This window comes from Devosia sp. Root105 (assembly GCF_001424865.1).
Lineage (GTDB): Bacteria > Pseudomonadota > Alphaproteobacteria > Rhizobiales > Devosiaceae > Devosia_A.
In genome coordinates this window covers 122,989-148,630 of sequence record NZ_LMCR01000015.1, presented here as the reverse complement: position 1 = coordinate 148,630, position 25,642 = coordinate 122,989, and the positions used below count along the sequence as shown (strand labels likewise).

The window sequence follows — 25,642 nt, the reverse complement described above, 5'->3', positions numbered from 1 at the left end:
GTTTGGCCGCGGGCCGCCGATGTGACATTGATGGGTCGTTCCAGCATGTTGCACGAGGTTCCGCATGTCACCGTTGCTCGGGCTCATCCTCTTGGCGCTGCTGGTGGGCGCCAGTTCCATCATCTCGATGTCGGAGATTGCGTTTGCCGCGGCGCGCGAGGTGCGGATTCGGGCGCTGGCCGAGGGCGGTGACAGCCGGGCCATCCGCTTCACCGCGCTGCGCGCCGATGCGGGCAACATCATCACGGCGTTCCAGATCGCCATCAACTCGATCTCGATCCTTGCCGGCGTGATCGGCGACGGGCTGGTCGGGCCGATGTTCGCTGATGCGCTGGCCGGCGCCGGGGCAGGGAGCTTTGCCGGACCGGTCGGCTCGATCCTCGCCTTCTGCCTCACCACGACGCTGTTCATCCTGTTCGCTGACCTGATCCCGAAGCGCATCGGCATGCTGATCCCCGAGCAGGTGGCGCTGGCGCTGGTGTGGTTCCCGGAGGCCGCGGTCGCGGTACTGCGGCCGCTGGTCTGGCTGTTCAGCGGCATCTCGGACTGGCTGATCGCCCGGCTGCATCTGGCTCCATCGGGCCCAGCCGACGAGGTGACTACCGAGGATTTCCGCATGATCCTCGCCGGCGGCGAGAAATCCGGCGCCTTGATGAAGAAGGAACGCCGGCTGATCGAGAACGTGCTCGCGCTGGAACTGCGCAGCGTCACCTCGGTGATGACGGTGCGCGACGAGATCGTCTATCTCGACCTCAGCGATCCGCTGGAGGTGCAGCAGGAGAAGGTTCGCCGCCGGCCGTTCTCGCATTATCCGATCTGCGATGGCGGCATCGACGAGGTGATCGGCTGCGTGCGCGCCGAGGACGTGCTGGCGACGGTGATGGACCGCGACGCGCCGGTGGATTTCGCCAAGGCGAGGCGCGATGTGCTGTCGGTGCCGGACACGCTCAATGTCTGGGAGGTGCTGGCCGAATTTCAGGCCAAGGGCACCGGGTTTGCCGTGGTGGTCAGCGAGTATGCGCATGTCGTCGGCGTCGTCACCTTCAAGGACCTGATGGGTGCGCTGATGCAGGGACTGGCCAACCCGTTCGAGGAAGAGGCGATCATGCGCCGCGACGACGGCAGCTGGCTGGTCGACGGCGTCGCCCCGGTTGTGGATGTGGTGCGGGCCCTCAACATGAAGAGCTTTCCGCATGACGGGGCCTACGAGACCATTGGTGGTTTCATTGTCCACAACCTCCGCCGCGCCGCCCGCAAGGGCGACAAGGTGGAAGCCGGCGGCTACCTGTTTGAGGTGGTCGACGCCGACAAGCTGCGCCTCAACCAGTTGCTGGTGACCAAGCTCGGTTCGAAATCAGGACCACGTGTCGTCTCCTAGAGCGGTCTGCTCAGGCGACGAAGCCCAGCCGCTCATAGAGCCGCCGTGCTCCGGCGTTGGCCGTCACCACCTTCAGCTGCACGATGCTCGCCCCACGCTCCCGCAGCGCCGTCATTGCGGTCGCCAGCAGCGCCGCGCCGAGGCCTTGGCCTTGCCACTCCGGCGCGACCACCAGGTCTTTGACGAAGCTCGAGGTCCAGCAGAGGCAGAAGCCGACCACCTCGCCCTCCGCCTTGGCGACGAAGCAGAGGGCAGGCTCGAATTCGCTGTCGGCACGCAAAGCTTCCCACCAATCCAGCCAATCGGGCGTGACGCCGCCGAAGCCGTTGGCGTAGGCGCGTTGCAGCAGGGCGTGGATGGCTTTGACGTCGGCGACATCAAAGGCCGTGAGGCCGGCGCCATCGGGCCATGCCGGAGCAGGGATCGGGGTGGCGAGGTCGCGCTGCAGCGCGATGAAATCCGGGGTCGCCAAGCTTACCAAAATGATGCTCCGTCCATCTCTACAGCGGTTCCCGGCAATGCCTATTGTCCGGCGGCGATGAGCGGGCAGACATCACTGAGCCGCCCCGCCAGGTCGTCGCGCAACGCCTTGAGGTCACCGATGCGGGCATCGATGACGGCGATCTTGCCGCGGAGGATCGTTTCGACCCGCTCGGCAGTCAGCCCCTCGCCCTGCAGCAGTGGCAGCTCCGCCTCGATCTCGGCCAAGGTGAAGCCGAGGCGCTGCGCCGTGCGGACGTAATCGAGCAGGAACAGCGTGGCTTCCGGATAGTGGCGGTAGCCGTTGGGGCGCCGGCGGGCGCGGATCAGGCCGCGCTTCTCGTAGAAGCGCAACGCGTCGCGGCTCAGCCCCGAGCGTTCGGACAACTCGCCGATCTGCATCGCCATTTCTCCCTTGACCCTGGAGTGCACTCCACCCTCTAGAGCAGGTGCATCCCAAGCACAAAGGAGATTTCCATGCTGGATGCACAGGCCTATGCGCGGATCGTCCGCGCCAGCGCGCTCTACGACCTGATCGTAACTGCCCCCTTCGCCACGCCATGGACTTTCGCGCTGCTGGGCTCACTGCTCGCCGGTATCGATGCGGCACTTGGGCTGCCTGGCAGCATCGAGGCGCCACAAGGCCTCGCCATGCTGATGGGCAACCTGATGGGGTCGGTGGTCCTGGTGTGGTCGGTGGCGCGCTATCGCCTGGGCCTGCAGGTGCTCGGCCGCTACGATGCGGTAGCGCGCTTCCTGTTTGCCGCCTGGCAGATCCACGCCCTGGCGAGCGGCATGAGCTGGGTGGTGCTGCCATTTCTCGCGGTGGAAATCGGCATGGGGATAGCGCAGAGCCTCCCGGTACGGCGGACAATGCCGGCCTGAAGGGTGAACCGGGGGGGCACAACCGCCTGGCGCGCGCGCTTGCCTCCCAGCCAGGTGCGGGCCAAGTTCACGCGGCAACATTCGCGAGTCCCGCCCATGCTGATTGCGCAACTAAGTGACATCCACCTCGACGGCGTCTCCTCGCTGCAGCGCCTGGACCGGGTGCTGCAATGGGCCGCCGAGTTGAAGCCCGATGCCGTGGCGGTCAGCGGCGACCTCGCCAACAACACGCATGCCGCCAACTATGCCGTGCTGAAGACGCGTCTCGAGGCGCTCGGTGCGCCGGTGCTGGTGGTGCCGGGCAATGTCGATAGCCGCGGGGCGATGCGCGAGGTGTTCGGCGGGCCGGGCGAGGGGCCGCTCAACAGGGTCGTTCAGGTTGGCGATGTCAGGCTGATCGGGCTCGACGTGATCGTGTCGGGGGCGGCGCATGGCGACGCCGCTCCGGTGCTCGGCTGGCTCGAGGCGGAGCTCAATTCCGGTGGTGCGCCGGCGCTGATCTTTCTTCATCAGCATCCGTTCGATTGCGGCATGGACCAGTACGAGACCATCGACTGCCGCAACAAGGAGGGCCTCGCTGCGGTGATCGAGCAGGCCAAGGACACGGTGCTCGGTATCAGCTGCGGGCACCTGCACCGGCCGATGTTCACCCGCTTCGCCGGTGTGCCGGCGACGCTGGCGCCGGCGATTGCGCCGATGGGCGGGCTCGCCGCTGAGGGCCGCAAGATGCCGGCGACCGATCCGCCGGGTTTGCTGGTGCATCACATCAAGGGGGCGAACCTCGTCACCCATGTGATCTCGGTCGGCGGGTAGGGCACTTCACGCTGGAGCCAGGCGTACTGCCCCTTGCTCCTCAACGTGACACCGGCGGTGGGCACACGTCCCCTCTCCCCAAAGGGGCGAGGGGGCGGTTCGGCGCGGCCGGTGCTGATCCACGCGCTATTCGGCCGCCTGTGCCGCCACGAGCCCACCCTGCTGCTCGATGAAGCCGATGATCTCATCGAGGTTCTCGCGGCGCAGCAGGTCGGCGAAGACGTAGGGCCGGCCTTCGCGCACCTTGATGGTATCGGCTTCCATCACCTCGAGGCTGGCGTTCACATATTGCGCGATATCGGTGTGGGTGACGATCAACAGGTCCGAGCGCGTGATGGCCGGGCCGCCCTTGCGCGGGATTTTTTCGCCCTGCGCTACCGAGATCACGTAGAGCGTGATGTCGGCGAGATCGGGTGAGAAGGTCGCGGCGAGATTGTCGCCGCCGGACTCGATCAGGATGATGTCGAGATCGGGGAATTTGCGGTTGAGGTCGGCGATGGCCGCGAGGTTCAGCGAGGCATCTTCGCGGATGGCGGTGTGCGGGCAGCCCCCCGTTTCGACGCCGACGATGCGGTCCTCGGAGATCGCCTGCACCCGATTGAGGATCAGCGCGTCTTCCTTGGTGTAGATGTCGTTGGTGACCACCGCCATCGAGTAGCGGTCACGCATTGCCTTCAGCAGCATTTCGCAGAGCGTCGTCTTGCCCGAACCGACGGGGCCGCCGATGCCGACGCGGAGGGGGCCGTTGAGCGATTTCATATGAGCCTCATGATGACGAGGATGAGATAGCCGGCGCCGAGCGCCAGGCAGAGCGGGGAGTAGTTCTTGCGGTCGAGCGTGGCGAACGGCTCGACCGAAAAGCGGGCGCGCCAGCCTTCGGTATAGCCGATGGCGCCACGGCCGAGGAACACGGCGGCGAGCAGGACGCCGACCAGCGTCAGCCACCAGCCGCCGGCGCTGTGGTCGGCGAGCGACAGGGCCAGCACGCCGGCGGCGAGCACCAGCAGCGAGACGACGAACGAGGCCAGTTTGGGCACGCGGGTAACGCCGGGCTTGCCGATCACGGTGCGGGCCAAGAGCTCCGGATCGCGGATCGGCCAGCGGCTGCCGATCGACCACAGGAAGTGGGCAATCGCCACCGCTAGCAGCACGACGAAGATCAGGGCGGCAATCAGCATGCTCATGAACGGAAAATCCTCGGTTCCAGCGTCTCGTGGCGCATCTGCGCGATATCGGCGGCGTAGGCGATTGCGCCGAGGTCGGCAAGGGTTGCCGTGGCCGTGGAGGCAGCGAGTGCCGCGACACGAGGTTCGAGTGCGGCGAGGACGCTGAGGCCGTCGGACTGGCCGAGCGGCACGAGTCGGACGGCGACCGAGATCTGGCCATGCACGGTGGCGGTGAGCCAGGCGAGGAGGGTGTCAATGAGCTCGATATCGTGCGCAGCGGCGATAGCGCCGACGGCGATAGGGTAGGGGCAGGGTTGCGGCAGGCGGGCGAGGATGTCGGTCGGCCAGTGTTTTGCGGCGAGCACGTAATTGTCGCCGGTGATGGTGGTCTCCATCCAGCGCTCGCGGCTGGCGGTGAGGGCAAGGCTGAGATCGGCGAGGTCCTGAAGGCCTGCGCCTGCCTCGCCCCCCCTCCCAACCTCCCCCGCGAGGGGGGAGGTGCCCGCCGGTGCTTGTGGCTCGATCTCGCCTGAAACACTGGCCGGCACCCTCCCCCTCGCGGGGAGGGTTGGGGAGGGGGGAGAGGCGGGCTCGATTTCGCACACCACCCGCCACGCCTGCGCCAGCAGGATCGCGTCCGTGCGTATCCCCCCATGCGCCAGCGCGCCTTCGATCCAGTTCTGCAAGCGTTCGGAATCGGTTACGCGACGATCTGCAATTGCCGTCTCAAGTCCGGCCGACCAGGCAAAGGCCCCCACTGGAAAAGCGGGGGAGAGCCAGGTGATGAGCTTCTGCAGCGCAGCGGGATCGGTCATCGGTTGATGAGGGCGTGCTGCGGCTCGCCGTGGCTGTGCGCATAGGCGCCGTCCTCGGGGTGGAACGGTTCCGAGATATCGGTGACGGTGGCGCCGAGGCCGCGCAGCATGTCGCGGATCACGTGATCGCGCAGGATCAGCACCCGATCGGCCTCGATCTGCGTCTTGAGGTGGCGGTTGCCCAGGTGCCAGCAGAGCCGCATCAGGTGAATAGGGTCGCGGCCGCGAACATCGTAGAGCGGCTCCTCGCCGGCGATGATCTCGACCAGCCGGCCGTCGTCGAGCTTGAGCACCGAGCGGTCGGCGAGGGTGACGGGTTCGGGGAAATCGACCAGTACGGTGTCGCCATGCACCAGGGTCAGCATGCGGCGGCGCACGCGGCGCTCGTCATGCAGCAGGATGGCGAGATCAAAGGGAGTACCGGCGGCGCCTGTCGGCAAATAGCCAACCGCGCGAAAGGTTTGCGGCATCGTCAAACTACCAAGTCTTCGAGGCTTCCCAACCTTCAGCCGAGCTTAGCCGGTCAGCCGCGGGTTTCAAAGTAGAAGCCGATCGACCAGGCCTGATAAATCAGGTGCGTCACCACGAAGGCGAGGTGGTAGCGCCGGTTCGGCGTCCAGATGGCGATGGCCGAGAGCAGCAGCCCGACCGGGATCTGCGCGATGTAGAGCAGGTCCATCGCCTGGAAATACGGAGCGCCCTTGATCAGCGTGTCGGTCAGGTCGAGCAGGAAGGTCAGCCCGAAGATGCCGAAGAACCAGTGCCGGCGCTTGATGAAGAAATCTTCGTAGCCGTCATATTCGCTGAGGTTGTCGGGGAACAGCAGGGCGGCGAGCGCGAACAGCGTCACCGCATAGCCGATCAGGAAGATGAAGATGCCGAAGTTCCAGCTCGGCAGGCGCGCCAGATCGTATTCCCACCACCAGAACAGGATGAGCTCGACGCTCATCGACACCACCCAGAGCAGGTGGATGAGCGACAGCTTGGCGCGCTTGGGGTGCTGGATCAGGCCGGCCGCGCCCATCAGCAGGCGCGTCAGGCCGAGGCCAATGACCGTTCCCATGACGATGCGCACATGGATGAACACATCGTGGGCGGTGCCAGTGTCCATCGCGGCCTCAGGGGGTGTTGCTGACTTCCGAGCAGCTTACCGGGGTTTGCGGATCGGCCATCAGGTCGGTGAAGGTGGCCTCGCTGCCCTTGGTCCAGAACTCGTACTGGCCGGCGACATACTTGGCGCCCGAGGCAGCCATGACGTTGACGAAGACGAGCTTTTCCGGACCCACCGGCACGATGGCGATGAAGTTCGGCTTGGCGTTGATGAAATCCACCGCGAAGGGCTCGAGCCCCTCGCACTGATATTGGTGGGTGGTGCGCTCGAAATCGCCGGCGAGGTTCAGCACGACCTGGGCCGAGACATCGACGTTCTGCATCATGGCGGCAGTGGCTAGAGCTTCCATCGTCGGTCCTCCTCGGAACTGGCTGAGCCTAACCGATTCGCTGTGGCGGATTTCAGTCGGCTTCCGCCGGGGCCGGAGGGGCTGAGCTACGGCGATGCCGCAGCACCAGCAGTCCGAGGCTCAGCAGCGCGCTGAGCGACAGCCCCGCCGCTACCCACAGCGTGGCATAGCTGCCCGGGCCGGCGAGGATCGCGGCAAACAGCGGCGGCGCGCAGGCGAAGCTGAGGTTGAGCGGCAGCGCCAGCATCGAGGAAGCGCGGGCGTAGGCGGCAGGCGGGAACAGGTCGAGCGGCATGGTCGAACGGGCGACGGCCAAGACGCCGCTCGAAAGCCCATAGATCGCGACGAAGGCAGTGGCCGCCGGCGCGCCCGTGCCCACGATCAGCACGGCAAAGCTGAGCGGCAGCGCGGCTGCCGCCATGAGCCCGGTGGCGAGGCTGTTCCAGCGTTTGCCGGCAGCGAAATCGACCAGCCGCGCCAAGAGCGCCGTGACACCGATGAACGAGGCGACGAGTACCGCGGTGCCATGCTCGAGGCCGCGCCCTTCGAACAGGGTGATAATGGTGAGCGAAAAGCCCCAGGTGACGATGCCGTTGGCGGCGCTGGCGAAGGCAAGGAGTGCGAAGGCGACGCGGTCGAGCGATGGGATGGGGCCGGTGGCTGGCCGCTTCGCTGCTCCGCCCGGGCGCTTCGCCAGCAGCAGCCAGTAGATCGGCGCGGCGACGACGAGCAGCAGCGCTGCGCCGACCAGTGTCGCGGTGCGCCAGCCGAACACTGCCTGCAGCGCGCCGAGCAGCGGCCAGGACAGCGTGGTCGAAAGCCCTCCGAAGATCAGCAGCGCGCCGATCGCCTGCCGGGCCCGGGCGCCGGCCCATTCGGCGACGCCGATCTGCATGGCGGTGGTCAGCGTCCCCGCGCCGGCGAAGCCGACCAGCATCCAGCCGGCGAAGTAACTCCATGGCGCGGTCGCGCTGGCGATCACCGCCAGCCCAAGTGCCGCGACGGCGGTGCTCGAGGTCATCACCAGACGCGCGCCAAAGCGCTCGAACAGGCGAAGGAACGGTACCGCCGCGGCCGCCATCACCACCAGCATTACCGTCGGGCCGGCCATCACCGCCGGGTAGGGCAGGCCGAGCGTCTCGGCCATGGCGTTGCCGGTGATCGCCGGCAGGTTGAAGGTCATGCCCCAGCCCACGGCCTGGGCGAGGGCAAAGGCGGCAATCGCCAGCGGCAGGCGGGGAGGAGACTCGGACATCATTGGCTCAGCAGAAGCCGGCCACCAATCACGACGAGATTTCAGCCATGTGACAGGAGCCTAGACCGTCTCCAGTGTGTTCGGGCGGGGCTGGTAGCCGTCGATATCAGCGTAGCCATACTCGAGGGCGAGGTCGGCGCTGGTGAAAAAGCGGCCGGATTTCTGCAGCAGCGCCGGATCGGCGGCGAGGTGAGCGACGGCGCGGCCCTGGAACTCCGGGCTCTCGGAGTTCGACATGTCGAAATACTGGGCGTGCTTCAGCACCTCCTCGGTGCGGACGAGGCCGGGATAGAGCGCGATGGCGGCGACGTCGAACTCGCGCATCTGGTGGGCGACATCGGCCGCCAGCTTATCCATGGCAGCCTTGGAGACGCCATAGACGGCGTTCTGCATGAACTTCTGCGCCGCCCAGAACGAGATATTGACGATGAGCCCTGAGCGCTGCCGCGCCATCGCTTCGCTGGCGACGCGGATGGCGCACCAGGAGGAGCGCACGCCGACGCCGATCATGGCGTCCCAGCGCCACATCGGCTGCTGCCAGATCGGATCGACCCAGGTGAAGCGGTTGTCCTCCTCCATGCGCTCGTAACCGGGCCAGGCGGAGTTGACGAGGATGTCGAGCCTGCCCTCGTCGGCCAGCACGCGATGCACCACCGCCTCGGTTTCGACGTCATAGGCATGGTCGACCCGATGGGCGACACAGCGGCCGGGATATTTGCCGGATTCATCGAGGACAGCAGCCAACGATCCGGCCCGATCGAGGCCTTCGGGATGCTCGCCGTTCCGCACCGTGCGGCCGGTGATGTGCACGGTTGCGCCGGCTTCGAGCAACCCCAGCGCTACGCCGCGCCCGACGCCGCGGCTCGCTCCGGTAACAAGGCACACCTTGCCCGTGAGATCGACTGCCATGCTGTTCTCTCCGACTCAACCAAGAGAACGTAGCATGAACACAGGTGCGGAGCTAAGTTCGAGCTAGAACAGGAAGTAGCGCTGCGCCATCGGCAGTACCGTGGCCGGTTCGCAGGTCAGCAGCTCGCCGTCAGCCCGCACTTCATAGGTTTCCGGGTCGACGTCGATATGCGGGGTTGCCGAGTTGTGGATCATCGAGGCCTTGCTGATGCCGCTGCGGGTGTTTTCGACCGGCAGCATGCCCTTGGCGACGCCGAGGATCGCTTGCAGGCCATTGTCGTAGGCGGCCTGGCTGATGAAGGTCACCGAGGAGTTGGTCCTGAGTTTGCCATAAGCGCCGAACATCGGGCGGTAGTGCATCGGCTGCGGCGTGGGGATCGAGGCGTTGGGATCGCCCATCGGCGCCGCGGCGATCGAGCCGCCCATGATCACCATTTCGGGCTTCACGCCGAAAAAGGCGGGGGTCCACATCACGAGGTCGGCGCGCTTGCCCACTTCCACCGAGCCGATATGGCGGCTCAGGCCCTGCGCGATGGCCGGGTTGATGGTGTATTTGGCGATGAAGCGCTTGACCCGGAAATTGTCGTTGTCGCCGGTCTCCTCAGGCAGGCGCCCGCGCTGGCGCTTCATCTTGTCGGCGGTCTGCCAGGTGCGGATGATCACTTCGCCGACCCGGCCCATGGCCTGGCTGTCGGACGAGATCATCGAGAAGGCGCCGATATCGTGGAGGATATCCTCGGCCGCGATGGTCTCCTTGCGGATGCGGCTCTCGGCGAAGGCGACATCCTCGGCGATGGCCGGGCTCAGATGGTGGCAGACCATCAGCATGTCGAGATGCTCGGCCAGCGTATTTACCGTGTAGGGACGGGTGGGGTTGGTCGAGGAGGGAAGCACGTTGGGGAGGCTCGCCACCTTGATGATATCGGGGGCATGGCCGCCGCCGGCGCCTTCGGTGTGGAAGGCGTGGATGGTGCGGCCCTTGAAGGCGCGCACGGTATCCTCGACGAAGCCGGATTCGTTCAGCGTGTCGGTGTGGATCATCACCTGCACGTCGTAGGCGTCGGCGACGGCGAGGCAGTTGTCGATGGTCGCCGGCGTGGTGCCCCAGTCCTCGTGCAGCTTCATCGACGAGGCGCCGGCGAGGATCATCTCCTCGAGCGGAGCGGGAAGCGAGGCGTTACCCTTGCCGGCGAGGCCGAGGTTCATCGGGAAGGCGTCAAAGCTCTCGATCATCCGGTGGATGTGCCAGGCGCCGGTGCAGGTGGTGGCGAGCGTGCCATGCGCCGGACCGGTGCCGCCGCCGATCATCGTGGTGATGCCCGACATCAGGGCTTCTTCGATCTGCTGCGGGGCGATGAAATGGATATGTGCATCCATGCCGCCGGCGGTGATGATGCGGCCCTCCGAGGCGATCACCTCGGTCGATGGCCCGATAATGATGTCGACATTGGGCTGGGTGTCGGGGTTGCCGGCCTTGCCGATGGCGTGGATCCTGCCGTCGCGGAGGCCGATGTCGGCCTTGTAGATGCCGGTATGGTCGATGATCAGCGCGTTGGTGATCACCGTATCGACCGCACCGGCGGCGCGGGTGACCTGGCTTTGGCCCATGCCGTCGCGGATCACCTTGCCGCCGCCGAACTTCACCTCTTCGCCGTAGGTGGTGAGATCCTTTTCGACCTCGATGAACAGCTCCGTATCGGCCAGCCGCACCCGGTCGCCGGTGGTCGGCCCATACATCTGGGCGTAGGTCGAGCGGGAGATGCGAGCGGGCATGATGGTCCTTCCAGGCGAAGCGGAGGACGCATTTGAACCGCCTAATAGTTAGGCTGTCCAGCCATCTGACGCGAAAATCGGCAGGAATGCTGCTCTCAGCTTCGCCTTATGAGCCTGACCGTCATCAGCGGGTGCCATTCACTGCCGTCGCGTTGCTCCCAGCGTCCAGTCAGCGTGTCTCTGTCAGCGCTGAAACTGCCATCAAAGCGCTGGTGGCTGCCGGTGATGCACCACTGTTCACCGCTCAGCTCCGCGATGAAGTCACTTGTGCTGCCGTCGGCGTCGTAACTGCGCGTGGCATAGCCCGGGCCGCTGTCATCGAGCGCGATCACTTCCATCGACAGAATGTGCTGGCCGTCGATCTCGGCGTCGACGTCGTGCAGCAGGAAATGGCCGTTCGCCATCCAGCCGTAAGTGTCGGTTGCTTTCGAGATAGCGCCCTCTGTCCCGTCCTGGTCGAGCAGCGTGATTGTGGTGTCCCAGGTGCCGACGAACACGTCGAGGAGGCGCAGGCGCTCCTGCTTGGCGTTCTGCATATCACTGTCTCCGTATCATTTAACATATCCGTTATTTAACGTTTGCGTTAAATGGCGTTCGAGCGGAGTTGTCAAGGCAGTCCCTGACGGGGCAGACGTCTGGCAGCCGATCAGTTCGGCTTCGGCGCCGTCGCCTGCGCCTTGCGGTAGGCAGCGATGAGGAAGCCGAGCATCTCGTCGAGCAGGCCGTCGCCGGCGCGGATTTCGGGGTCGTTCTGGGTGCGGGCAATCAGCGAGATGGCGAGCACCTGGATGGCGTAGGCATGCTTGGCCTTGCCTTCCTTATGGAAGTCGTTGCCCTGCTTCTGGAAATCGCCGAGCAGCTTGTCGTAGGCCGCACGGCCCATATTCGCCTTGTAGGCGGCCCAGCCCGGCTGTTTGGCCCGGTCGACGAGGCGCGCCGCGAGGCTGCCGATCAGGAACATCGCCTCGGGATCTTTGCCGCCATTGCTGCGCAAGTCCTGCAGCACGGCCACGAAGCGCTCCTTGAAATCTTCTTCTTTGCTGGCCATCGCCGTCCTGCCCATTGAAAACGGCGCATCCCTAGCCGAAATCTCTGGCGATTGCCAAAGCTCTGTGGCGCTCTGTCCGGATTTTGCCACAGCCCGCTGTTCTATTGGCGCTACCTGTTTGGAGGCTCACATGAAATCCCGATTCGTCGCCGCGCTTGCCGTCACCTTGGCTGTGGCCGCGCCCCAGCTCGCCCACGCGCAGAACATGGATATCGTCCAGATCATCTCGGGGATTGGCGGAACCGAATTCTTGCACGATGCCGGCCGGGCCGACAGCGCCGCGGGTCTGCGCGTGGTGCGTCTCTCCAGCCTTGCCGGGGCGGAGATGAATGCGGACCTGTTGGCCCGGTCGCTCGAGATGAAGCAGCGCGACGTGGGCTACCTGCAGGGGAACCTCGTGATCAACCCGCTGGCGATGAGCGCCATCCGCAATTCCGGCGTGAGCCTCGGCCAGATCGTTTCGATCGATCTCGCGGGCGACGGCGGCGGGGTCCTCTACGCCGACGACCTCTGATCGTAAGGTTTCGCACGATCCCTGATCGTAAGGTTTCGCACGACCCCTGATCGTAAGGTTTCGCCCGATCCCTGAGGGCGGGTTCCCGTCCAGGACGCGCAAAATAGTGTGAACGGGCAGGGGGAAACCTCTGCCCGCTTCATGCGTATCCCCAGTGTGGTTTTATGACCAATGGAGATAAAAGATGTTGAATCTCAAGGCTATTGCCGTCGCCGCCGCCCTTACCCTTTCGACCGCCGGTCTGGCCGTGGCGGCCGAAGGCAGCGCAATGGATGCGTTGACCTCGGCGACGACGGTCAGCTTCAAGGCCGTGACCGCAGCCGAGCTCAATCCCCTGAGCCCGGGCTATCAGGAGGTCGATCTCGACTCGCTGAAGGCCCGTATCCAGGGCAGCCCGGCGCTACTCGCCCAGCTCGAGAGCTTCGGCGCGACGCTTAACGACGTCGTGGGCATCACCGGTACCGATGCGACCGACGTGACCATCCTGGTCCAGGGCTAACCACTTCCTGTTCCATACGAAGGGCCGGGCTCGATGCCCGGCCTTTTCGTGTCTGGATGCGCCGCGTTAGAGCGCTTTCAGGAAAAGTTGCAGACTTTTCCGGTTCGAAAGCGCGACAAAAACAATGACTTAAATCCTTTTCGCCGTTCCACTTGAACGGTGAAAAGGATCTAGAGCTTCCCCATCACCTTCTGCTGGAAGCCGTAGACAATGCGGTTGCCTGAGAGCGGCACCAGCCGCACCTCGCGGGCCTGTCCCGGCTCAAAGCGCACGGCGGTGCCGGCGGCGATATCGAGCCGCATGCCGCGGGCCTTTTCGCGGTCGAAGCTAAGGCCCGCATTGGTCTCGTAGAAGTGGTAGTGCGAGCCGACCTGGATCGGCCGATCGCCGGTGTTGGCGACCTCGAGGGTGACCTGCGGCGCGCCGACATTGAGCTCGATGTCGCCGGGGACGGTATAGATTTCGCCTGGAATGAGGGGCATTCGGCTCACCTGATCGGTTCGTGGACGGTGACCAGCTTGGTGCCGTCGGGGAAGGTGGCTTCGACCTGCACGTCGTGGATCATCTCGGCAATGCCTTCCATCACCTGGGCGCGGCTCACCACATGGGCGCCGGCTTCCATCAGGTCGGCAACCGAGCGGCCGTCGCGGGCGCCTTCGACGACATAGTCGGTGATCAGCGCGATGGCCTCGGGGTGGTTGAGCTTCACGCCACGCTCGAGGCGCTTGCGGGCCACAATGGCGGCCATGGCGATGAGCAGCTTGTCTTTCTCGCGGGGCGTCAGGTTCATGCGGAGGTTCCTACGGTAGTGTCGTGCGCGGGGCACTGGATCCCCGCTTCGCGGGGATGACGGCTGTGGTGCTAGCACAGGCTCGCGCCACAACCCCCGTGTCATTCCCGCGAAGGCGGGAATCCATGGCGCCGCCAGCGCCGGCGGAGAGATGGATCCCGGCCTGCGCCGGGATGACATCGGTGGTGAAGGAAGCCATGCGATTCATGCTCACAAATGCCAGAGGCGGGGCAGGGTGCCGGCGCCGGAGAGCTTTGCGATTATTGGGGTGATGATCCGGCGCAACGCAAGCCCGGAGGGCGCCGTGGCGCGGACGACGAGCCGCTCGCCGATGACGCTGGCGGCGGATTGACCGGTGCAGAGGGCGCGAACCGGCTCGAGCCTGCGCTCGGCATCGGCGCCGACATAGAGCAGGGTGGCGAAAGCGCCGGCGCCGGCCAGCAACGACAGGCCGTCGCGCTCGAGCGGGTCGGTGCTCAGCCGCGTCGCTTCGGCATGGAGCAGCCGGCCGCCGCGGCGAATGCGCCAGTTATCGGTGAGCCGGGCGCCACGAGCGGCTTCGCCCATGGCCTCGCGGCCGAGGATGATCGCCTCGATGGCGAAGAAACTGGCGTCGGGAGCGAGGTCGACCTCGAGGCTGCGGCTGAGCCGGCCGCCTTCGTAGAGGATGGTCTCCTGCGGCAGCCAGTCGAGATGCGCGCCGGCGCCGACCTCGAGCCGAGTGCTGACCGAGGCATCGTCGCCGAGCGAGCGATAGACCCGTTCGCAGGCCTGGGTGGTGAGCACCATCCTGGCGCCGGGCGCGGCTTTGGCTTCCCAGGCAACGTCATCGCCGCCGGTCAGCCCGCCGGCGGTGTTGATCAGTACGGCTTGCAGGCTCGGGTCATGCGTATGCGGCAGGCGGATCTTGGCGCAGCCCTCCTGGTACAGAGTGGTCAGACGGGTGCGGCCGTCGAGCACCTGGGTGGCGATGCGGCCGACACCGCGGGCGCGCTGGTGGCGGATGGTTGGGGAGACGGCGTTCATGGCTTGCCTCGGGAACCGGTGGCTGCGGCCCCCCACCCCTGCCTCCTCCCCCCAAGGGGGGAGGGGGACCAAAACACCAGCGCCCGTGCCGGCGTCTCCCTCCCCCTGTTTGGGGGGAGGGGACAGGGGTGGGGGGCAGCTCGCACCGGAAGTGAGGACACGCGTTCCCTACACCATCAGATGCCGGCGCACCTCGGGCAGGTCGAGGTCGGTAGCGGGGCCGGAATGCATGATTTCACCGCGATCCATGATGTAGATGTCGTCGGCGATCTCGCGGCAGAAGTCCAGGTACTGCTCGACCAGGAGGATGGTCATGCCCTTCTGGTCGCGCAGGAACTGCAGCGCCCGGCCGATATCCTTGATGATCGAGGGCTGAATGCCCTCGGTCGGCTCGTCGAGCACCAGCACCTTGGGCCGTGTCACCAGGGCACGGCCGATGGCGAGCTGCTGCTGCTGGCCGCCTGAGAGGTCGCCGCCGCGGCGGCCGAGCATCGATTTGAGGATCGGGAACAGCTCGTAGATGTAGTCCGGCACGTTGCGTTCGGCGGCTTTCAGCGGGGCGTAGCCGGTCTCGAGGTTCTCTTTCACCGTCAACAGCGGAAACACCTCGCGCCCCTGCGGCACGTAGCCGATGCCGAGCCTGGCCCGCTTGTAGGGCGGGGCCTTCTTCAGCACCTCGTCGTTGAAGACGATCTCGCCTGAGGAAATGTTGTTGATGCCGGTGACGGCGCGCAGCGTCGAGGATTTGCCGACGCCGTTGCGGCCGAGCACCGCGGTGATCCGTCCGGGCTTCGCCTCGATGCTGATGCCACGCAAGGCTTGCGCCGCGCCGTAGTGGAGGCCGATGTCACGGATGGAAAGGGCGGTGGTCATCGGTTCTGCTCCGGGCCCAAAGCTGTACGCAGCGTCACGAGAGTCAGCTTCTGGTTGTGGTCGTCGCCTTCGCCGAGACCGGCGATGGTCTCGGCCATGACGATGAGATCGGCGCGCTCTTCGCGTGTCAGCTTCTGCCGCCACAGCGGCTTGAAGCGGCGCACCACATCGCGTGCATCGGCGACGTCGCGGGCCGCCCATTGCGCGTAGGAGACGACCTCGTCGAGGTCGGTATCCGCGACGATCTGGCCGAGCTCTTCACGGATCCTCGGTTCGGCAAGATGCAGCGCGTCGCGCTTCTCGTTGGCGAGCGCGTGGAGGAACACCGCCGCAGCAAGCGCCGGGTCTTCGATCGAGGCGAGCGCCGAGCCCTCGGCCTTCTTTCTGAAATTGTTCATCCGGATGCGGCCCTGGACCCGGCCGACCACGCTTCCGACGTCGTCGACCACCTCCTTGGCCGCCTTGGCGCGCCAATACCACACACCCGCGGCAGCAATGATGCCGACGACAATTGCCAGAATATGCATTCCACTATCCCCAAGCCGCGCCTTCGGTCGCGTGATCGCCGGGGATATTGAAGAGGTACGGAGGTTACTGCAACCGATCATCATCGCCCGAGATACCGCTCGATGACGATCGGGTTGGCGCTCACCTGGTCGAGCGAGCCCTCGGCCAATACCGAGCCCTCGGCGAGGCAGGTGACGCGGGTGCCGAGTTCGCGCACGAAGCTCATGTCGTGTTCGACGACGACCACCGAGCGGGTCTTGGCGATCTGTTTGAGCAGCTTTGCCGTCTCGACCGTTTCGGCATCGGTCATGCCGGCGACCGGCTCGTCGACCAGCAGCAGCTTCGGGTCCTGCGCCAGCAGCATGCCGATCTCCAGCCACTGCTTCTGGCCGTGGCTAAGGTCGGCGGCGAGTTCGTCCTTGCGTGCAGTGAGGCGGACGGTGTCGAGGATTTCCTCGATGCGCGCCTTGTCCTCAGCGCTCTCGGAATAGAGCAGGGCGGCCAGCACGCTGCGCGGCCGCTTCAGCGCCAGCACCAGGTTATCCCAGATGGTGTGGCTCTCGAACACTGTCGGCTTCTGGAACTTGCGGCCGATGCCGAGATTGGCGATCTGCGCTTCGTCGAGCTTGGTGAGGTCGGTGCGGCCGTCGAAGTAGACTTCGCCGTCATCGGGGCGAGTCTTGCCGGTGATGATGTCCATCATGGTGGTCTTGCCGGCGCCGTTCGGGCCGATGATCGCCAGCATCTCGCCCGGGTGGACGATGATCGACAGATGGTTCAGCGCCTTGAAGCCGTCGAAGGAGACGGAGACGCCGTTGAGATAGAGCATGGTGCCGGATTTGTCGGTCATTCGGCGGGCTCCGGCACGGGCTTGGGCTGCGGCAGGGTGGATGGATCCTCGCCGGCTTCGGCGGCCGAGCTCGCTTCCTTGCCCTTGCGAGGCTTGAGTTTCTGGAACAGCCCGACAATGCCCTTGGGCATGAACAGGGTGACGAAGATGAAGAGGCCTCCGAGGCAATAGAGCCAGAAATCGGGGAAAGCGCCGGTGAACACCGACTTGCCGGCATTGACCAGCACCGCGCCGATGATCGGGCCGATCAGCGTGCCGCGGCCGCCGACGGCGACCCAGATCACCGCTTCGATCGAGTTGGCAGGGTCGAACTCGCCCGGGTTGATGATGCCGACCTGCGGCGTGTAGAGCGCGCCGGCTATGCCGGCCAGCACCGCTGACACGACGAAGGCGAAGAGTTTGACGTTCTCCGGGCGCCAGCCGAGGAAGCGGGTGCGGCTTTCGGCGTCGCGCACCGCGACCATGACTTTGCCGAGCTTCGAATTGACGATGGCCGAGCAGATGATCACCGCCAGCGCCAAAGCCAGTGCCGAGGCGGCGAACAGCCCGGCGCGGGTGGTCGCTGCCTGCACGTTGAAGCCGAGGATATCCTTGAAGTCGGTGAGCCCGTTATTGCCGCCGAGCCCGAGATCGTTGCGGAAGAAGGCGAGCAGCAGGGCATAGGTCATCGCCTGGGTGATGATCGAGAGGTAGACGCCGGTGACGCGGCTGCGGAAGGCGAACCAGCCGAAGGCGAAGGCCAGGAGGCCCGGCACGAACAGCACCATCAGGAAGGCGAACCACCACAGGTCGAACCCGTGCCAGAACCAGGGCAGGTCCTTGTAGTTGAGGAACACCATGAAGTCGGGCAGCACCGGATTGGCGTAGACGCCGCGCGCCCCGATCTGGCGCATCAGGTACATGCCCATGGCATAGGCGCCGAGCGCGAAGAACGCGGCGTGACCGAGCGAGAGGATGCCGCAATAGCCCCAGACCAGATCGAGGGCGAGCGCCAGCAGCGCATAGTTCAGATATTTGCCGAGCAGCGGCACCATGTAGTTGGGCAAGTGCAGCGGGTTGCCCTCGGGGATCACCAGGTTGGCGACCGGAATGGCGATGGCGATGAACACCAGCGCCGCGACCAGCCACATGGCCTTCTTGTCGAGGGCGCGAAACAGCATTTGGGTCAGCATTGGTCGGTACCCGTCAGAAGAAAGGCCCCCTCACCCGGCCTTCGGCCGACCTCTCCCCCAGAGGGAGAGGTGGCGCTGTGGCGCGATCTCGCCTCCACGCCACCTCTCCCTGAGGGACGCGGTAGCGCCCCGACGGGGAGAGGTCGGCGCGCAGCGCCGGGTGAGGGGGCCTTGTGCACGAAACTCACGACTCCACCGCCCGGCCCTTGAGGGCGAACAGCCCCCTTGGTCGCCGCTGGATGAACAGGATGATGAGGATCAGGATGGCGATCTTGGCCAGCACCGCCCCCGCATAGGGCTCGAGGAACTTGTTGGCGACGCCGAGCGATAGCGCGCCGATCAGCGTGCCCCACAGGTTCCCCACACCGCCGAACACCACCACCATGAAGCTGTCGATGATGTAGCCCTGGCCGAGATTGGGCGAGACGTTGTCTATCTGGCTCAGCGCCACACCGGCCATGCCGGCAATGCCGGAGCCCAGCCCGAAGGTCATGGCGTCGACGAACGGCGTGCGGATGCCCATGGCCGAGGCCATGCGGCGGTTCTGCGTCACTGCCCGCATCTGCAGGCCCAGCGGCGTGCGGTTGAGGATGATCTGCAGCGCGATGAACACGGCGATGGCGAAGACGATGATCCAGAGCCGGTTCCAGGTGAAGCTCAGGTTCCACAACTCGAACGTGCCGCTCATCCATTGCGGCGGCTGCACCAGCTTGTTGGTGGGGCCGAAAATGGTGCGGACCAGCTGCTGCAGCACCAGGGACAGACCCCAGGTGGCGAGCAGGGTTTCGAGCGGCCGGCCGTAGAGCCAACGAATGATGCCCCGCTCGATGCCGACGCCGACCAGCGCGGTGAACAGGAAGGCGGCGGGGACGGCGAAGGCGAGAGAATACTCCATCAGCCCCGGCGCCACCGACTGGATGACCAGCTGTGTGACGTAGGTGGTGTAGGCTCCCAGCATCACCATCTCGCCATGTGCCATGTTGATGACGCCCATCACGCCGAAGGTGATGGCGAGGCCGATGGCGGCGAGCAGCAGCACCGAACTCAGCGAGAGACCGTAGAGCAGGTTCTGGCCGACGTCCCAAACGGCGAGGGTGCGGCCGATCGAGTCGATGCCGATCTGGATCGTCGGCTTCAATTCGTCGGGCGCGGTGTCCAGCGTGTTGCGCAGCACGGTCTGCGCGGCCCGGTTGTTCTGCGCCACGACGAGGTCGACGGCAGCGCGCTTGTCTTCGAGCGAGGCATCGGTCTTCAAGACGATCACGGCGCGCGCCATCTGCATGGTGCTCTTGATGTCGGCGTCCGCCTCGGCTGATATCGCCTGGTCGAGCAGCTCGAGCATTGCCGGATCGGCGTTCTTCAGCACGCTTTGCGCCGCTGACAGCCGGGTTGGCTGGTCGGGGCTCAAGAGCGTCAGCTTGCCGATGGCGGTGCGGATCTTGCCGCGCAGGCCATTGTTGGTCTTGATTTTTTCGAGCTCGCCGCTCGGCAGGACGCCGAGATCGGCGCCATCGACCGGGTCGGTCACCGCCAGCCCGTCGGCGGCCTTGGCGGCAATCACCACCTTGCCGTCGGATTCGCGAATGTAGAGGTTGCCGTCGCTCAGCGCCTGCAGCACCGGCGGTACGCGTTCGTCGCCGGTGGCGACCAGCACATCCATGGCCTTGGTGCGGTCGGCAAAGCTGCCCGGCCCCAGCGCGTTGAGCTGAGCGGCGAAATCGTCCTGGGCGAGGGCGGGCAGGGGGGCGAGAGCTACAGCGAGCAGGAAGGCAATCAGAGTCAGGAATCGGGTGGCCATCGTGGTCGCTCTATCGCCGGAGAATTGGGGCGTCATCGAGTGGGGGCGACGGCGGGGAGCCGCCGTCGCCGGATTGTCGCGGATTACATGGCTGCCGGAGCAGCGCCGCAGGTCTTGGTGGCGGTGTCGAAATGGCCGCAACCGGTCAGCGGATCGGTCCAGTCGGCTTCGATGCCCTTGTCTTCCGGCAAGACGTCCGACCAGGCATCGCCCGGCACGTCGCCTTCGGTCTGCCACACGGTTTCGAACTGGCCGTCGGCCTGGATCTCACCGATCAGCACGGGCTTGGTCAGGTGGTGGTTGGGCAGGACCTTGGCGGTGCCACCGGTGAGGTTCGGCACTTCGAGCCCGACAATGGCCTTGAGCACCGCATCGGTATCGGTGGTGCCGGCCTTTTCGACCGCCTGCACCCAGAGCTGGAAGCCGAGATAGGCCGCTTCCATCGGATCGTTGGTGGTGCGCTTGTCGTTGCCGATATAGGCGTGCCAGTTCTTGATGAACTCGGCATTGGCCTCGTTCTCCACCGACTGGAAGTAGTTCCAGGCGGCGAGGTGACCGACGAGGGCCGAGGTGTCCATGCCGGCGAGCTCTTCTTCACCGACCGAGAAGGCAACGACCGGGATGTCCTCGGCCGAGATGCCCTGGTTGCCCAGTTCCTTATAGAACGGCACGTTGGCGTCGCCGTTGATGGTCGAGACCACGGCGGTCTTCTTGCCGGCCGAGCCGAACTCCTTGATGGCGGCGACTTCGGTCTGCCAGTCGGAGAAGCCGAACGGGGTGTAGTTGATCTTGATGTCTTCAGGCGCCACGCCCTTGTCCTTGAGGTACTGCTCGAGGATCTTGTTGGTGGTGCGCGGGTAGACGTAGTCGGTGGCTTCGAGCACCCAGCGCTTCACGGAGCCGCCTTCTTCGCTCATCAGGTAGTCGACGGCGGGGATGGCCTGCTGGTTGGGCGCGGCGCCGGTATAGATCACGTTCTTTTCGGATTCTTCGCCCTCGTACTGCACGGGGTAGAAGAGGATCGAGTTCAGTTCCTTGAACACCGGCAGGACCGATTTGCGCGATGATGAGGTCCAGCAGCCGAACACGGCGGCAACCCCGTTGACGGCGATCAGCTCACGGGCCTTCTCGGCGAACAGCGGCCAGTCGGACGCAGGATCGACCACGACGGCCTCGAGCTTCTTGCCCAAGACGCCGCCCTTCTTGTTCTGCTCATCGATGAGGAAGAGCATGGTATCCTTCAGGGTGGTCTCCGAGATCGCCATCGTCCCTGACAGCGAGTGGAGCACGCCCACCTTGATGGTGTCCTGCGCATAAGCAGTAAGAGGCGCGAGCGCCCCGGCAGTCATCGCGACCCCCAGGCCGATCCCGGCCATCATGCGATTGATACCTGTCATACTTACCTCCGACAGTTTGGTTGTTTGCACCGGGTAGGAAGTTGCAATCGCCGTGCCAGCGCCGAAAATCGCCGCCAAACCGCTGACTCTGCTGGGGTCTTTCGATGCCGGCCGGTTCCGTGCGATGGAACGAATGCATACCGGTCGGCTTGCTCTGCCGGTTCTCTGGGCAGCGTCGTTAGGGTCTGCTTAAGATTTGTGCAGCGGCTTTGGCTGCCGCAGAACTGGGCGGCCTCTGTTGGGCGCGAGGGACGACAGGCGTTGTCATGCACCCTGGCGTGACCGCGATTTGTAGTCCTGCTAAAAGACGGCCACCGGAAGTTCGCTTTCGGCAGAGGTTGTTTGCACCAACACCTCGGCCCCGCACCGGCAACGGCGCGGGGCTTTGCATTTTCGCAGCGTGCATCGTCATTGCCAGCCGCAACCATCCGCCCCGTTCGCCGTTAAGCCAGCAAGCCGCCGGCGAGCAGTTCCCGGTGCACAGATATCGGCCGATGTTGCGAGGGCTGACGCTCCCTCGTGGTTGACGCCGGTGGGGCGCGGAGCTTCGGCTTCGCGCCTTCTTTGTTGGTCGGATCGACGATCGCGTGGCGAATCTACGTATTCGTCGTGATCGCGCTAAGCAGCGCCACCTACCAATGTCGCAACCTGCCGTTTCGCCTGAATCGAAACGACGTGCGAGGGTGGTCTGGACCGGCGGCGGAGCGGGTCGCGCGGCGGGTATCGAGGCGACCTCAGTGCTTGTTCATAAGTTGCGAAAAGCTGTCAGCATCCTGTCATCTTGAGCCGGCAAGTTCCGACGCCGCCGCCGAAGAGGTTACCAAAACACTTCCAAGCATCGAAACGCCCGCTCCGCCTGCGGTTTTCATCCGCTGCAATATTCGCGGCAAGTGCTGGGGGTGGAACGGGTGTCTCCCGGCCTACGCGCTGGTGCGTAGGCCGGCAAGCAGCTTCCGGTGACATCTTGCATTGGACTCAAGCTTCAAGAAAATTGTCTGCACTCTACGTAGCAGTGCGTATAAGTATACGCAAACTATCAGTATAAGTGTCACTGCGTAATCTGTGCAATTGACCAAGATATCGAATATATTGGCCAACCAATCACAAGTTGATCAGCTTTCGCTCTGAAGCTTTACAACGGCCTCATACCTGCATATTCATCAGCCGACGGGCGGCGGATGTAGCGGAGAATGGTCATGAGAAGCAACGTTTTTGCGGCCCTGGCGACGTTCGCAATCGTCGCGGGTATGAGTGCAGCCCCTGCCAGTGCACTGGATCTGGGTGGCGCGCTTGGCGGCGTCGTGGGCGGGGTCACCGAAACGGTCGGCGGCGTCGTGGGCGGCGTGACCGAAACTGTCGGCGGGATAGCCGGTGGCGGCGGCGGCGGGGGGAGCGGGGGCGGTGGCACCAATGCCGGTGGCCTGCTGTCGCTCAACGACGACGACAATGACGCGCTGGTCAATCTCGACGTCGGTGGCGGCAACAACAACTTGCTGAATGCGGCTGTCGGCAAGGGCAACAACCCCCTGGTCAACGCCAACGTGTCGACGACCGGGCTGCTCAAGAGCACATCGATTTCGCTCGATCTCGCCGGGCTCGGGCTCGACCTCGATATCGACCTGGGGATTCTCGACCCCGACAATCCGAATAATCCCGGTGGCCCAAACAACCCGGGTGGCCGTCCCGTGCTGGTCGGCAGCCTCGGCGGCGGCGGCACCTTCGTGATCAACTGCACGGTCAACAACACCAAGCAGCTGCTGCAGGTGGCGGCGGCCGGCAAGATCAGCGGCGCCGAGATCAAAGCCTGGATGCGTGCCGCCAATGTGCAGGTGGTGCCGATCAAGCTCTGCCCGGCCGCCAAGAAGCAGGTCGCGGCGCTGCTCGCCAAGAGCCAGAAGATCAACCTGCTCCGCCGGGCGGTGATGTCCGATGCGCTGATCACAGCCTCGCTCGGCCGGACTCGCTACGACGCCAATGACGTCGTCGCTGTGCAGCGCAAGGGTGGCCAACTGGTCGTCTACGTTTACTGATACCAGCCATATCGTTGAACGGAACGAAGGGGCGTGACCTGCGGGTCGCGCCCCTTCCGATTCCGCTGTCTACGTATTCGATACGTAGCATATAAGTATTATCTGCTAATCGATGCAGCCTGATGGAATCTCGGAATGTTTTCGATAACTGTGCGCTCTGTCGCCAAAGCAACGTCGCACTAGTTGACAGCGTCCTGTCAGGTTGACGGGAGCACTGTCGCGTCATGTTTCGCAGAGGAGAAGCGTGATGCAATCCAAAAAGATTACAGTACTCGCGGCGATTGTGCTGATGGCCAGTACCAGTCTGGTTCCAGCAAATGCCGCCGGGCTGCTTGGTGGCCTTCTCGGAGGCGACGACGGTGGTGATTCGGCTGGGGTCGACGTCGGCGGCATCGTCAGCGTCGGCGGCGACGGCAGCTCGCTGGTCAATGTCGACCTCGGTGCCGATGTCGACGGCGGTAGCGATGGCTTGCTCGGCAACCTCGGCGTAACCGGGGACGATGGCGTACTCGACGACCTCACCGGCGACGAGGGACTGGTCGGGGGCCTGACCGGTGATGACGGCCTGCTCGGCGATGTAACAGGCGACGATGGTCTGCTCGGCGACGTGACAGGCGAGAACGGCCTGCTCGGTGACCTCGGCGTCACTGGCGAAGAAGGAGTGCTCGGTGACCTCGGCCTGACCGGCGGCGACGGTCTGCTCGACGATCTTGGGCTCGGCGGTGGCGATGATGGCCTCGTCGGTGGGCTGATCGACGACCTCGATCTTGGCGGCGACGATGGCCTGCTTGGCGATCTCGACCTCGGCCTCGGCGGGGACGATGGCCTGTTGGGCGATCTCGATCTCGGGCTTGGCGGCGATGATGGCCTCCTGGGCGATCTCGACCTCGGTCTCGGCGGTGACGATGGCCTGCTTGGCGATCTCGACCTCGGCCTAGGCGGGGACGATGGCCTGTTGGGCGATCTCGATCTCGGGCTTGGCGGCGATGATGGCCTCCTGGGCGATCTCGACCTCGGTCTCGGTGGCGACGATGGGCTGCTGGCCGATCTCGATCTCGGTCTCGGAGGCGATGATGGCCTGTTGGGCGATCTCGACCTCGGTCTCGGCGGCGATGATGGCCTCTTGGCCGATCTCGACCTCGGCCTCGGCGGCGATGATGGCCTCTTAGGCGATCTCGACCTCGGTCTCGGCGGCGACGATGGGCTGCTGGCCGATCTCGACCTCGGCCTCGGTGGTGACGATGGCCTGCTGGGTGACCTGAACCTCGGTCTGGGCGGCGATGATGGCCTGTTGGGCAACCTCGACCTCGGCCTCGGCGGCGGTGAAGGGCTGCTCGACGGCCTGAATCTCGCCGATCTGGGGCTCGGCGATATCACCGGAGACGTTCTTGGTGGTGACATTCTCGGAGGCGACCTGCTTGGCGGCGGCGTGCTCGGCGACAACCTGCTCGACCTGGGCGATCTTGGCCTGTTGGGCCTTGGTGACGTCACCGACCTCGTCGGTGATATCGGACTGGGTGGTGTCACCGATCTGGTCGGTGATATCGGACTGGGCGGCGTCACCGATCTCGTCGGTGATATCGGGCTGGGTGGTGTGACCGACCTGGTCGGCGATGTCGATCTACTGGATGCGCTCGAGTTGAACGACATCCTGAGCGGTACGGACCTCAGCGGCCTGCTCTCCGATCTCGACCTGAGCAACCTGCTCGACCTCAGCAGCCTGCTCAATATCGGTGACATCAACATCGACCTGGGCGGCGGCAACGGTCCTGGTGGCCCCGGCGGCCCTGGTGGTCCTGGTGGCCCTGGTGGTCCCGGCGGTCCTGGCGGTCGCGTGATCGTGGCCGGAGGTGGCGGCGGTGGGTTCGGCATGAACCGTGCCTGCAACCCGCAGGACGCCAAGCAGGTTATCGCGCAGGTCAAGCAGATGCAGCTGAACCGCGCCCTGTTGAGCAACGTTAATGGCGTCAAGGTGGTCAAGGTCCGCCTCTGCGCTGACCTCAAGGACAAGGTGGTGAACGCCGTTACAGCCAGCAAGAAGGTGCAGATCCTGCAGCGCGTACTGGGCGGTAGCGGCAAGCTGGTCGCCGAACTGCAGCGCTCTGGCGCCGGCGTGAACGACGTCTACGCTATCGGCCGCAGCGGCGGGCAGCTGACAGTCTACGCGTTCTGATCTCGCCCCGATCAGGACCCGAAGAAGGGCG

At 65.1% G+C, this 25,642-nt stretch carries 29 protein-coding genes; 7 read left to right on the top strand and 22 right to left on the bottom strand.

All coding sequences use genetic code 11. The features are described 5' to 3' along the window. Positions 1–64 precede the first annotated feature (64 nt). A complete protein-coding gene (locus tag ASC68_RS14035; RefSeq protein ID WP_055880304.1) occupies positions 65–1,378 on the top strand; it encodes a hemolysin family protein in 1,314 nt (437 codons plus the stop codon). Positions 1,379–1,388: 10 nt separating this feature from the next. Here the strand turns inward: ASC68_RS14035 and ASC68_RS14030 are convergent, their stop codons facing one another. Both ASC68_RS14030 and ASC68_RS14025 read right to left on the bottom strand, forming a co-directional pair. Next, the gene (locus tag ASC68_RS14030) at positions 1,389–1,859 is read right to left on the bottom strand and encodes a GNAT family N-acetyltransferase (RefSeq protein WP_197421222.1); all 471 of its coding nucleotides are present in this window, start codon (positions 1,857–1,859) and stop codon (positions 1,389–1,391) included. Positions 1,860–1,900: 41 nt separating this feature from the next. Beyond that, a complete protein-coding gene (locus tag ASC68_RS14025) occupies positions 1,901–2,260 on the bottom strand; it encodes a MerR family transcriptional regulator (protein WP_055880297.1) in 360 nt (119 codons plus the stop codon). A gap of 75 nt (positions 2,261–2,335) precedes the next feature. Between ASC68_RS14025 and ASC68_RS14020 the strand changes: the two genes are divergently transcribed. Continuing rightward, positions 2,336–2,743, top strand: a complete 408-nt coding sequence (locus ASC68_RS14020) for a hypothetical protein (protein ID WP_055880295.1) — start codon at positions 2,336–2,338, stop codon at positions 2,741–2,743. 96 nt (positions 2,744–2,839) lie between these two features. Next, the gene (locus ASC68_RS14015; RefSeq protein ID WP_055880293.1) at positions 2,840–3,556 is read left to right on the top strand and encodes a metallophosphoesterase; all 717 of its coding nucleotides are present in this window, start codon (positions 2,840–2,842) and stop codon (positions 3,554–3,556) included. A gap of 126 nt (positions 3,557–3,682) precedes the next feature. Here the strand turns inward: ASC68_RS14015 and ureG are convergent, their stop codons facing one another. The 11 genes from ureG to ASC68_RS13960 all read right to left on the bottom strand — a co-directional run bounded on the left by ureG (position 3,683) and on the right by ASC68_RS13960 (position 11,982). Next, positions 3,683–4,315 carry an urease accessory protein UreG gene (gene ureG, locus ASC68_RS14010; protein ID WP_055880290.1) on the bottom strand — a complete coding sequence of 211 codons (633 nt, stop codon included), beginning with the start codon at positions 4,313–4,315 and terminating at the stop codon, positions 3,683–3,685. Beyond that, positions 4,312–4,740, bottom strand: a complete 429-nt coding sequence (locus ASC68_RS14005) for a DUF3995 domain-containing protein (protein WP_055880288.1) — start codon at positions 4,738–4,740, stop codon at positions 4,312–4,314. Before ASC68_RS14005 ends, ureG begins: the two co-directional genes overlap by 4 nt. Beyond that, a complete protein-coding gene (locus tag ASC68_RS14000) occupies positions 4,737–5,537 on the bottom strand; it encodes an urease accessory UreF family protein (protein WP_055880285.1) in 801 nt (266 codons plus the stop codon). The genes ASC68_RS14005 and ASC68_RS14000 overlap by 4 nt, the downstream gene beginning before the upstream one ends. Then, positions 5,534–6,007, bottom strand: a complete 474-nt coding sequence (locus tag ASC68_RS13995; protein WP_055880282.1) for an urease accessory protein UreE — start codon at positions 6,005–6,007, stop codon at positions 5,534–5,536. The genes ASC68_RS14000 and ASC68_RS13995 overlap by 4 nt, the downstream gene beginning before the upstream one ends. A gap of 53 nt (positions 6,008–6,060) precedes the next feature. Further along, positions 6,061–6,648: a hypothetical protein gene (locus ASC68_RS13990; RefSeq protein ID WP_055880280.1), complete on the bottom strand. Its 588-nt coding sequence runs from the start codon at positions 6,646–6,648 to the stop codon at positions 6,061–6,063. 7 nt (positions 6,649–6,655) lie between these two features. Beyond that, entirely contained in the window at positions 6,656–6,997 is a 342-nt protein-coding gene (locus ASC68_RS13985) for an MliC family protein (RefSeq protein ID WP_082528163.1), read from the bottom strand. A gap of 52 nt (positions 6,998–7,049) precedes the next feature. Beyond that, positions 7,050–8,252: an MFS transporter gene (locus ASC68_RS13980; protein WP_055880275.1), complete on the bottom strand. Its 1,203-nt coding sequence runs from the start codon at positions 8,250–8,252 to the stop codon at positions 7,050–7,052. Between the two features lie 60 nt (positions 8,253–8,312). After that, positions 8,313–9,161, bottom strand: a complete 849-nt coding sequence (locus tag ASC68_RS13975) for an SDR family NAD(P)-dependent oxidoreductase (RefSeq protein WP_055880272.1) — start codon at positions 9,159–9,161, stop codon at positions 8,313–8,315. Positions 9,162–9,224: 63 nt separating this feature from the next. Beyond that, positions 9,225–10,934, bottom strand: a complete 1,710-nt coding sequence (gene ureC, locus ASC68_RS13970; RefSeq protein ID WP_055880269.1) for an urease subunit alpha — start codon at positions 10,932–10,934, stop codon at positions 9,225–9,227. A 95-nt stretch (positions 10,935–11,029) separates the two neighbouring features. After that, entirely contained in the window at positions 11,030–11,470 is a 441-nt protein-coding gene (locus ASC68_RS13965) for a DUF1579 family protein (protein WP_055880266.1), read from the bottom strand. Positions 11,471–11,580: 110 nt separating this feature from the next. Then, positions 11,581–11,982, bottom strand: coding sequence for a hypothetical protein (locus tag ASC68_RS13960; protein WP_055880263.1), 402 nt, complete (start codon positions 11,980–11,982; stop codon positions 11,581–11,583). 130 nt (positions 11,983–12,112) lie between these two features. Between ASC68_RS13960 and ASC68_RS13955 the strand changes: the two genes are divergently transcribed. Next, positions 12,113–12,496, top strand: coding sequence for a hypothetical protein (locus ASC68_RS13955; protein WP_055880260.1), 384 nt, complete (start codon positions 12,113–12,115; stop codon positions 12,494–12,496). Between the two features lie 184 nt (positions 12,497–12,680). Beyond that, positions 12,681–12,995, top strand: a complete 315-nt coding sequence (locus ASC68_RS13950; RefSeq protein WP_055880258.1) for a hypothetical protein — start codon at positions 12,681–12,683, stop codon at positions 12,993–12,995. Between the two features lie 170 nt (positions 12,996–13,165). Here ASC68_RS13950 and ASC68_RS13945 read toward each other — a convergent pair whose 3' ends face one another. From ASC68_RS13945 to urtA, 9 genes are all read right to left on the bottom strand, one after another. Continuing rightward, on the bottom strand, positions 13,166–13,477 hold the full coding sequence (locus ASC68_RS13945; protein ID WP_055880255.1) for an urease subunit beta: 312 nt from the start codon (positions 13,475–13,477) through the stop codon (positions 13,166–13,168). 5 nt (positions 13,478–13,482) lie between these two features. Further along, on the bottom strand, positions 13,483–13,785 hold the full coding sequence (locus tag ASC68_RS13940; protein WP_055880252.1) for an urease subunit gamma: 303 nt from the start codon (positions 13,783–13,785) through the stop codon (positions 13,483–13,485). A gap of 210 nt (positions 13,786–13,995) precedes the next feature. Continuing rightward, the gene (locus tag ASC68_RS13935) at positions 13,996–14,811 is read right to left on the bottom strand and encodes an urease accessory protein UreD (RefSeq protein ID WP_055880249.1); all 816 of its coding nucleotides are present in this window, start codon (positions 14,809–14,811) and stop codon (positions 13,996–13,998) included. A 168-nt stretch (positions 14,812–14,979) separates the two neighbouring features. Then, positions 14,980–15,684 (bottom strand): urea ABC transporter ATP-binding subunit UrtE, encoded by a 705-nt coding sequence (urtE, locus tag ASC68_RS13930; RefSeq protein ID WP_055880247.1) that lies wholly within the window; start codon positions 15,682–15,684, stop codon positions 14,980–14,982. Next, complete coding sequence (locus tag ASC68_RS13925; protein ID WP_055880244.1) at positions 15,681–16,211, bottom strand: hypothetical protein; 531 nt, start codon at positions 16,209–16,211, stop codon at positions 15,681–15,683. The genes urtE and ASC68_RS13925 overlap by 4 nt, the downstream gene beginning before the upstream one ends. 80 nt (positions 16,212–16,291) lie before the next feature. Then, positions 16,292–17,041: an urea ABC transporter ATP-binding protein UrtD gene (urtD, locus tag ASC68_RS13920; protein ID WP_055880241.1), complete on the bottom strand. Its 750-nt coding sequence runs from the start codon at positions 17,039–17,041 to the stop codon at positions 16,292–16,294. Further along, positions 17,038–18,213 carry an urea ABC transporter permease subunit UrtC gene (urtC, locus tag ASC68_RS13915; RefSeq protein ID WP_055880238.1) on the bottom strand — a complete coding sequence of 392 codons (1,176 nt, stop codon included), beginning with the start codon at positions 18,211–18,213 and terminating at the stop codon, positions 17,038–17,040. Before urtC ends, urtD begins: the two co-directional genes overlap by 4 nt. A 184-nt stretch (positions 18,214–18,397) precedes the next feature. Continuing rightward, complete coding sequence (gene urtB / locus ASC68_RS13910) at positions 18,398–20,011, bottom strand: urea ABC transporter permease subunit UrtB (RefSeq protein WP_055880236.1); 1,614 nt, start codon at positions 20,009–20,011, stop codon at positions 18,398–18,400. An 83-nt stretch (positions 20,012–20,094) separates the two neighbouring features. After that, positions 20,095–21,360 carry an urea ABC transporter substrate-binding protein gene (gene urtA, locus ASC68_RS13905; RefSeq protein WP_244488518.1) on the bottom strand — a complete coding sequence of 422 codons (1,266 nt, stop codon included), beginning with the start codon at positions 21,358–21,360 and terminating at the stop codon, positions 20,095–20,097. 1,244 nt (positions 21,361–22,604) lie between these two features. Here urtA and ASC68_RS13900 point away from each other — a divergent pair. Continuing rightward, the gene (locus tag ASC68_RS13900; RefSeq protein ID WP_055880231.1) at positions 22,605–23,438 is read left to right on the top strand and encodes a hypothetical protein; all 834 of its coding nucleotides are present in this window, start codon (positions 22,605–22,607) and stop codon (positions 23,436–23,438) included. A gap of 247 nt (positions 23,439–23,685) precedes the next feature. After that, complete coding sequence (locus ASC68_RS13895) at positions 23,686–25,611, top strand: hypothetical protein (RefSeq protein WP_055880229.1); 1,926 nt, start codon at positions 23,686–23,688, stop codon at positions 25,609–25,611. Positions 25,612–25,642: the final 31 nt, after the last annotated feature.

Bases quoted from the DNA above. Each gene is read 5' to 3' on its own strand.
- urtA (WP_244488518.1), bottom strand. From the start codon at position 21,360: ATGACTGCCGGGGCGCTCGCGCCTCTTACTGCTTATGCGCAGGACACC.
- urtB (WP_055880236.1), bottom strand. From the start codon at position 20,011: ATGGCCACCCGATTCCTGACTCTGATTGCCTTCCTGCTCGCTGTAGCT.
- ASC68_RS13975 (WP_055880272.1), bottom strand. From the start codon at position 9,161: ATGGCAGTCGATCTCACGGGCAAGGTGTGCCTTGTTACCGGAGCGAGC.
- ASC68_RS13895 (WP_055880229.1), top strand. From the start codon at position 23,686: ATGCAATCCAAAAAGATTACAGTACTCGCGGCGATTGTGCTGATGGCC.
- ASC68_RS13925 (WP_055880244.1), bottom strand. From the start codon at position 16,211: ATGCATATTCTGGCAATTGTCGTCGGCATCATTGCTGCCGCGGGTGTG.
- ureC (WP_055880269.1), bottom strand. From the start codon at position 10,934: ATGCCCGCTCGCATCTCCCGCTCGACCTACGCCCAGATGTATGGGCCG.
- ASC68_RS14000 (WP_055880285.1), bottom strand. From the start codon at position 5,537: ATGACCGATCCCGCTGCGCTGCAGAAGCTCATCACCTGGCTCTCCCCC.
- ASC68_RS13985 (WP_082528163.1), bottom strand. From the start codon at position 6,997: ATGGAAGCTCTAGCCACTGCCGCCATGATGCAGAACGTCGATGTCTCG.
- ASC68_RS13940 (WP_055880252.1), bottom strand. From the start codon at position 13,785: ATGAACCTGACGCCCCGCGAGAAAGACAAGCTGCTCATCGCCATGGCC.
- ASC68_RS13945 (WP_055880255.1), bottom strand. From the start codon at position 13,477: ATGCCCCTCATTCCAGGCGAAATCTATACCGTCCCCGGCGACATCGAG.
- ASC68_RS13980 (WP_055880275.1), bottom strand. From the start codon at position 8,252: ATGTCCGAGTCTCCTCCCCGCCTGCCGCTGGCGATTGCCGCCTTTGCC.
- ASC68_RS13960 (WP_055880263.1), bottom strand. From the start codon at position 11,982: ATGGCCAGCAAAGAAGAAGATTTCAAGGAGCGCTTCGTGGCCGTGCTG.
- ASC68_RS14005 (WP_055880288.1), bottom strand. From the start codon at position 4,740: ATGAGCATGCTGATTGCCGCCCTGATCTTCGTCGTGCTGCTAGCGGTG.
- ASC68_RS14025 (WP_055880297.1), bottom strand. From the start codon at position 2,260: ATGCAGATCGGCGAGTTGTCCGAACGCTCGGGGCTGAGCCGCGACGCG.
- ASC68_RS13900 (WP_055880231.1), top strand. From the start codon at position 22,605: ATGAGAAGCAACGTTTTTGCGGCCCTGGCGACGTTCGCAATCGTCGCG.
- ureG (WP_055880290.1), bottom strand. From the start codon at position 4,315: ATGAAATCGCTCAACGGCCCCCTCCGCGTCGGCATCGGCGGCCCCGTC.
- urtC (WP_055880238.1), bottom strand. From the start codon at position 18,213: ATGCTGACCCAAATGCTGTTTCGCGCCCTCGACAAGAAGGCCATGTGG.
- ASC68_RS13950 (WP_055880258.1), top strand. From the start codon at position 12,681: ATGTTGAATCTCAAGGCTATTGCCGTCGCCGCCGCCCTTACCCTTTCG.
- ASC68_RS14020 (WP_055880295.1), top strand. From the start codon at position 2,336: ATGCTGGATGCACAGGCCTATGCGCGGATCGTCCGCGCCAGCGCGCTC.
- ASC68_RS14015 (WP_055880293.1), top strand. From the start codon at position 2,840: ATGCTGATTGCGCAACTAAGTGACATCCACCTCGACGGCGTCTCCTCG.
- ASC68_RS13955 (WP_055880260.1), top strand. From the start codon at position 12,113: ATGAAATCCCGATTCGTCGCCGCGCTTGCCGTCACCTTGGCTGTGGCC.
- urtD (WP_055880241.1), bottom strand. From the start codon at position 17,041: ATGACCGACAAATCCGGCACCATGCTCTATCTCAACGGCGTCTCCGTC.
- ASC68_RS13965 (WP_055880266.1), bottom strand. From the start codon at position 11,470: ATGCAGAACGCCAAGCAGGAGCGCCTGCGCCTCCTCGACGTGTTCGTC.
- ASC68_RS13935 (WP_055880249.1), bottom strand. From the start codon at position 14,811: ATGAACGCCGTCTCCCCAACCATCCGCCACCAGCGCGCCCGCGGTGTC.
- ASC68_RS13990 (WP_055880280.1), bottom strand. From the start codon at position 6,648: ATGGACACTGGCACCGCCCACGATGTGTTCATCCATGTGCGCATCGTC.
- urtE (WP_055880247.1), bottom strand. From the start codon at position 15,684: ATGACCACCGCCCTTTCCATCCGTGACATCGGCCTCCACTACGGCGCG.
- ASC68_RS14035 (WP_055880304.1), top strand. From the start codon at position 65: ATGTCACCGTTGCTCGGGCTCATCCTCTTGGCGCTGCTGGTGGGCGCC.
- ASC68_RS13995 (WP_055880282.1), bottom strand. From the start codon at position 6,007: ATGCCGCAAACCTTTCGCGCGGTTGGCTATTTGCCGACAGGCGCCGCC.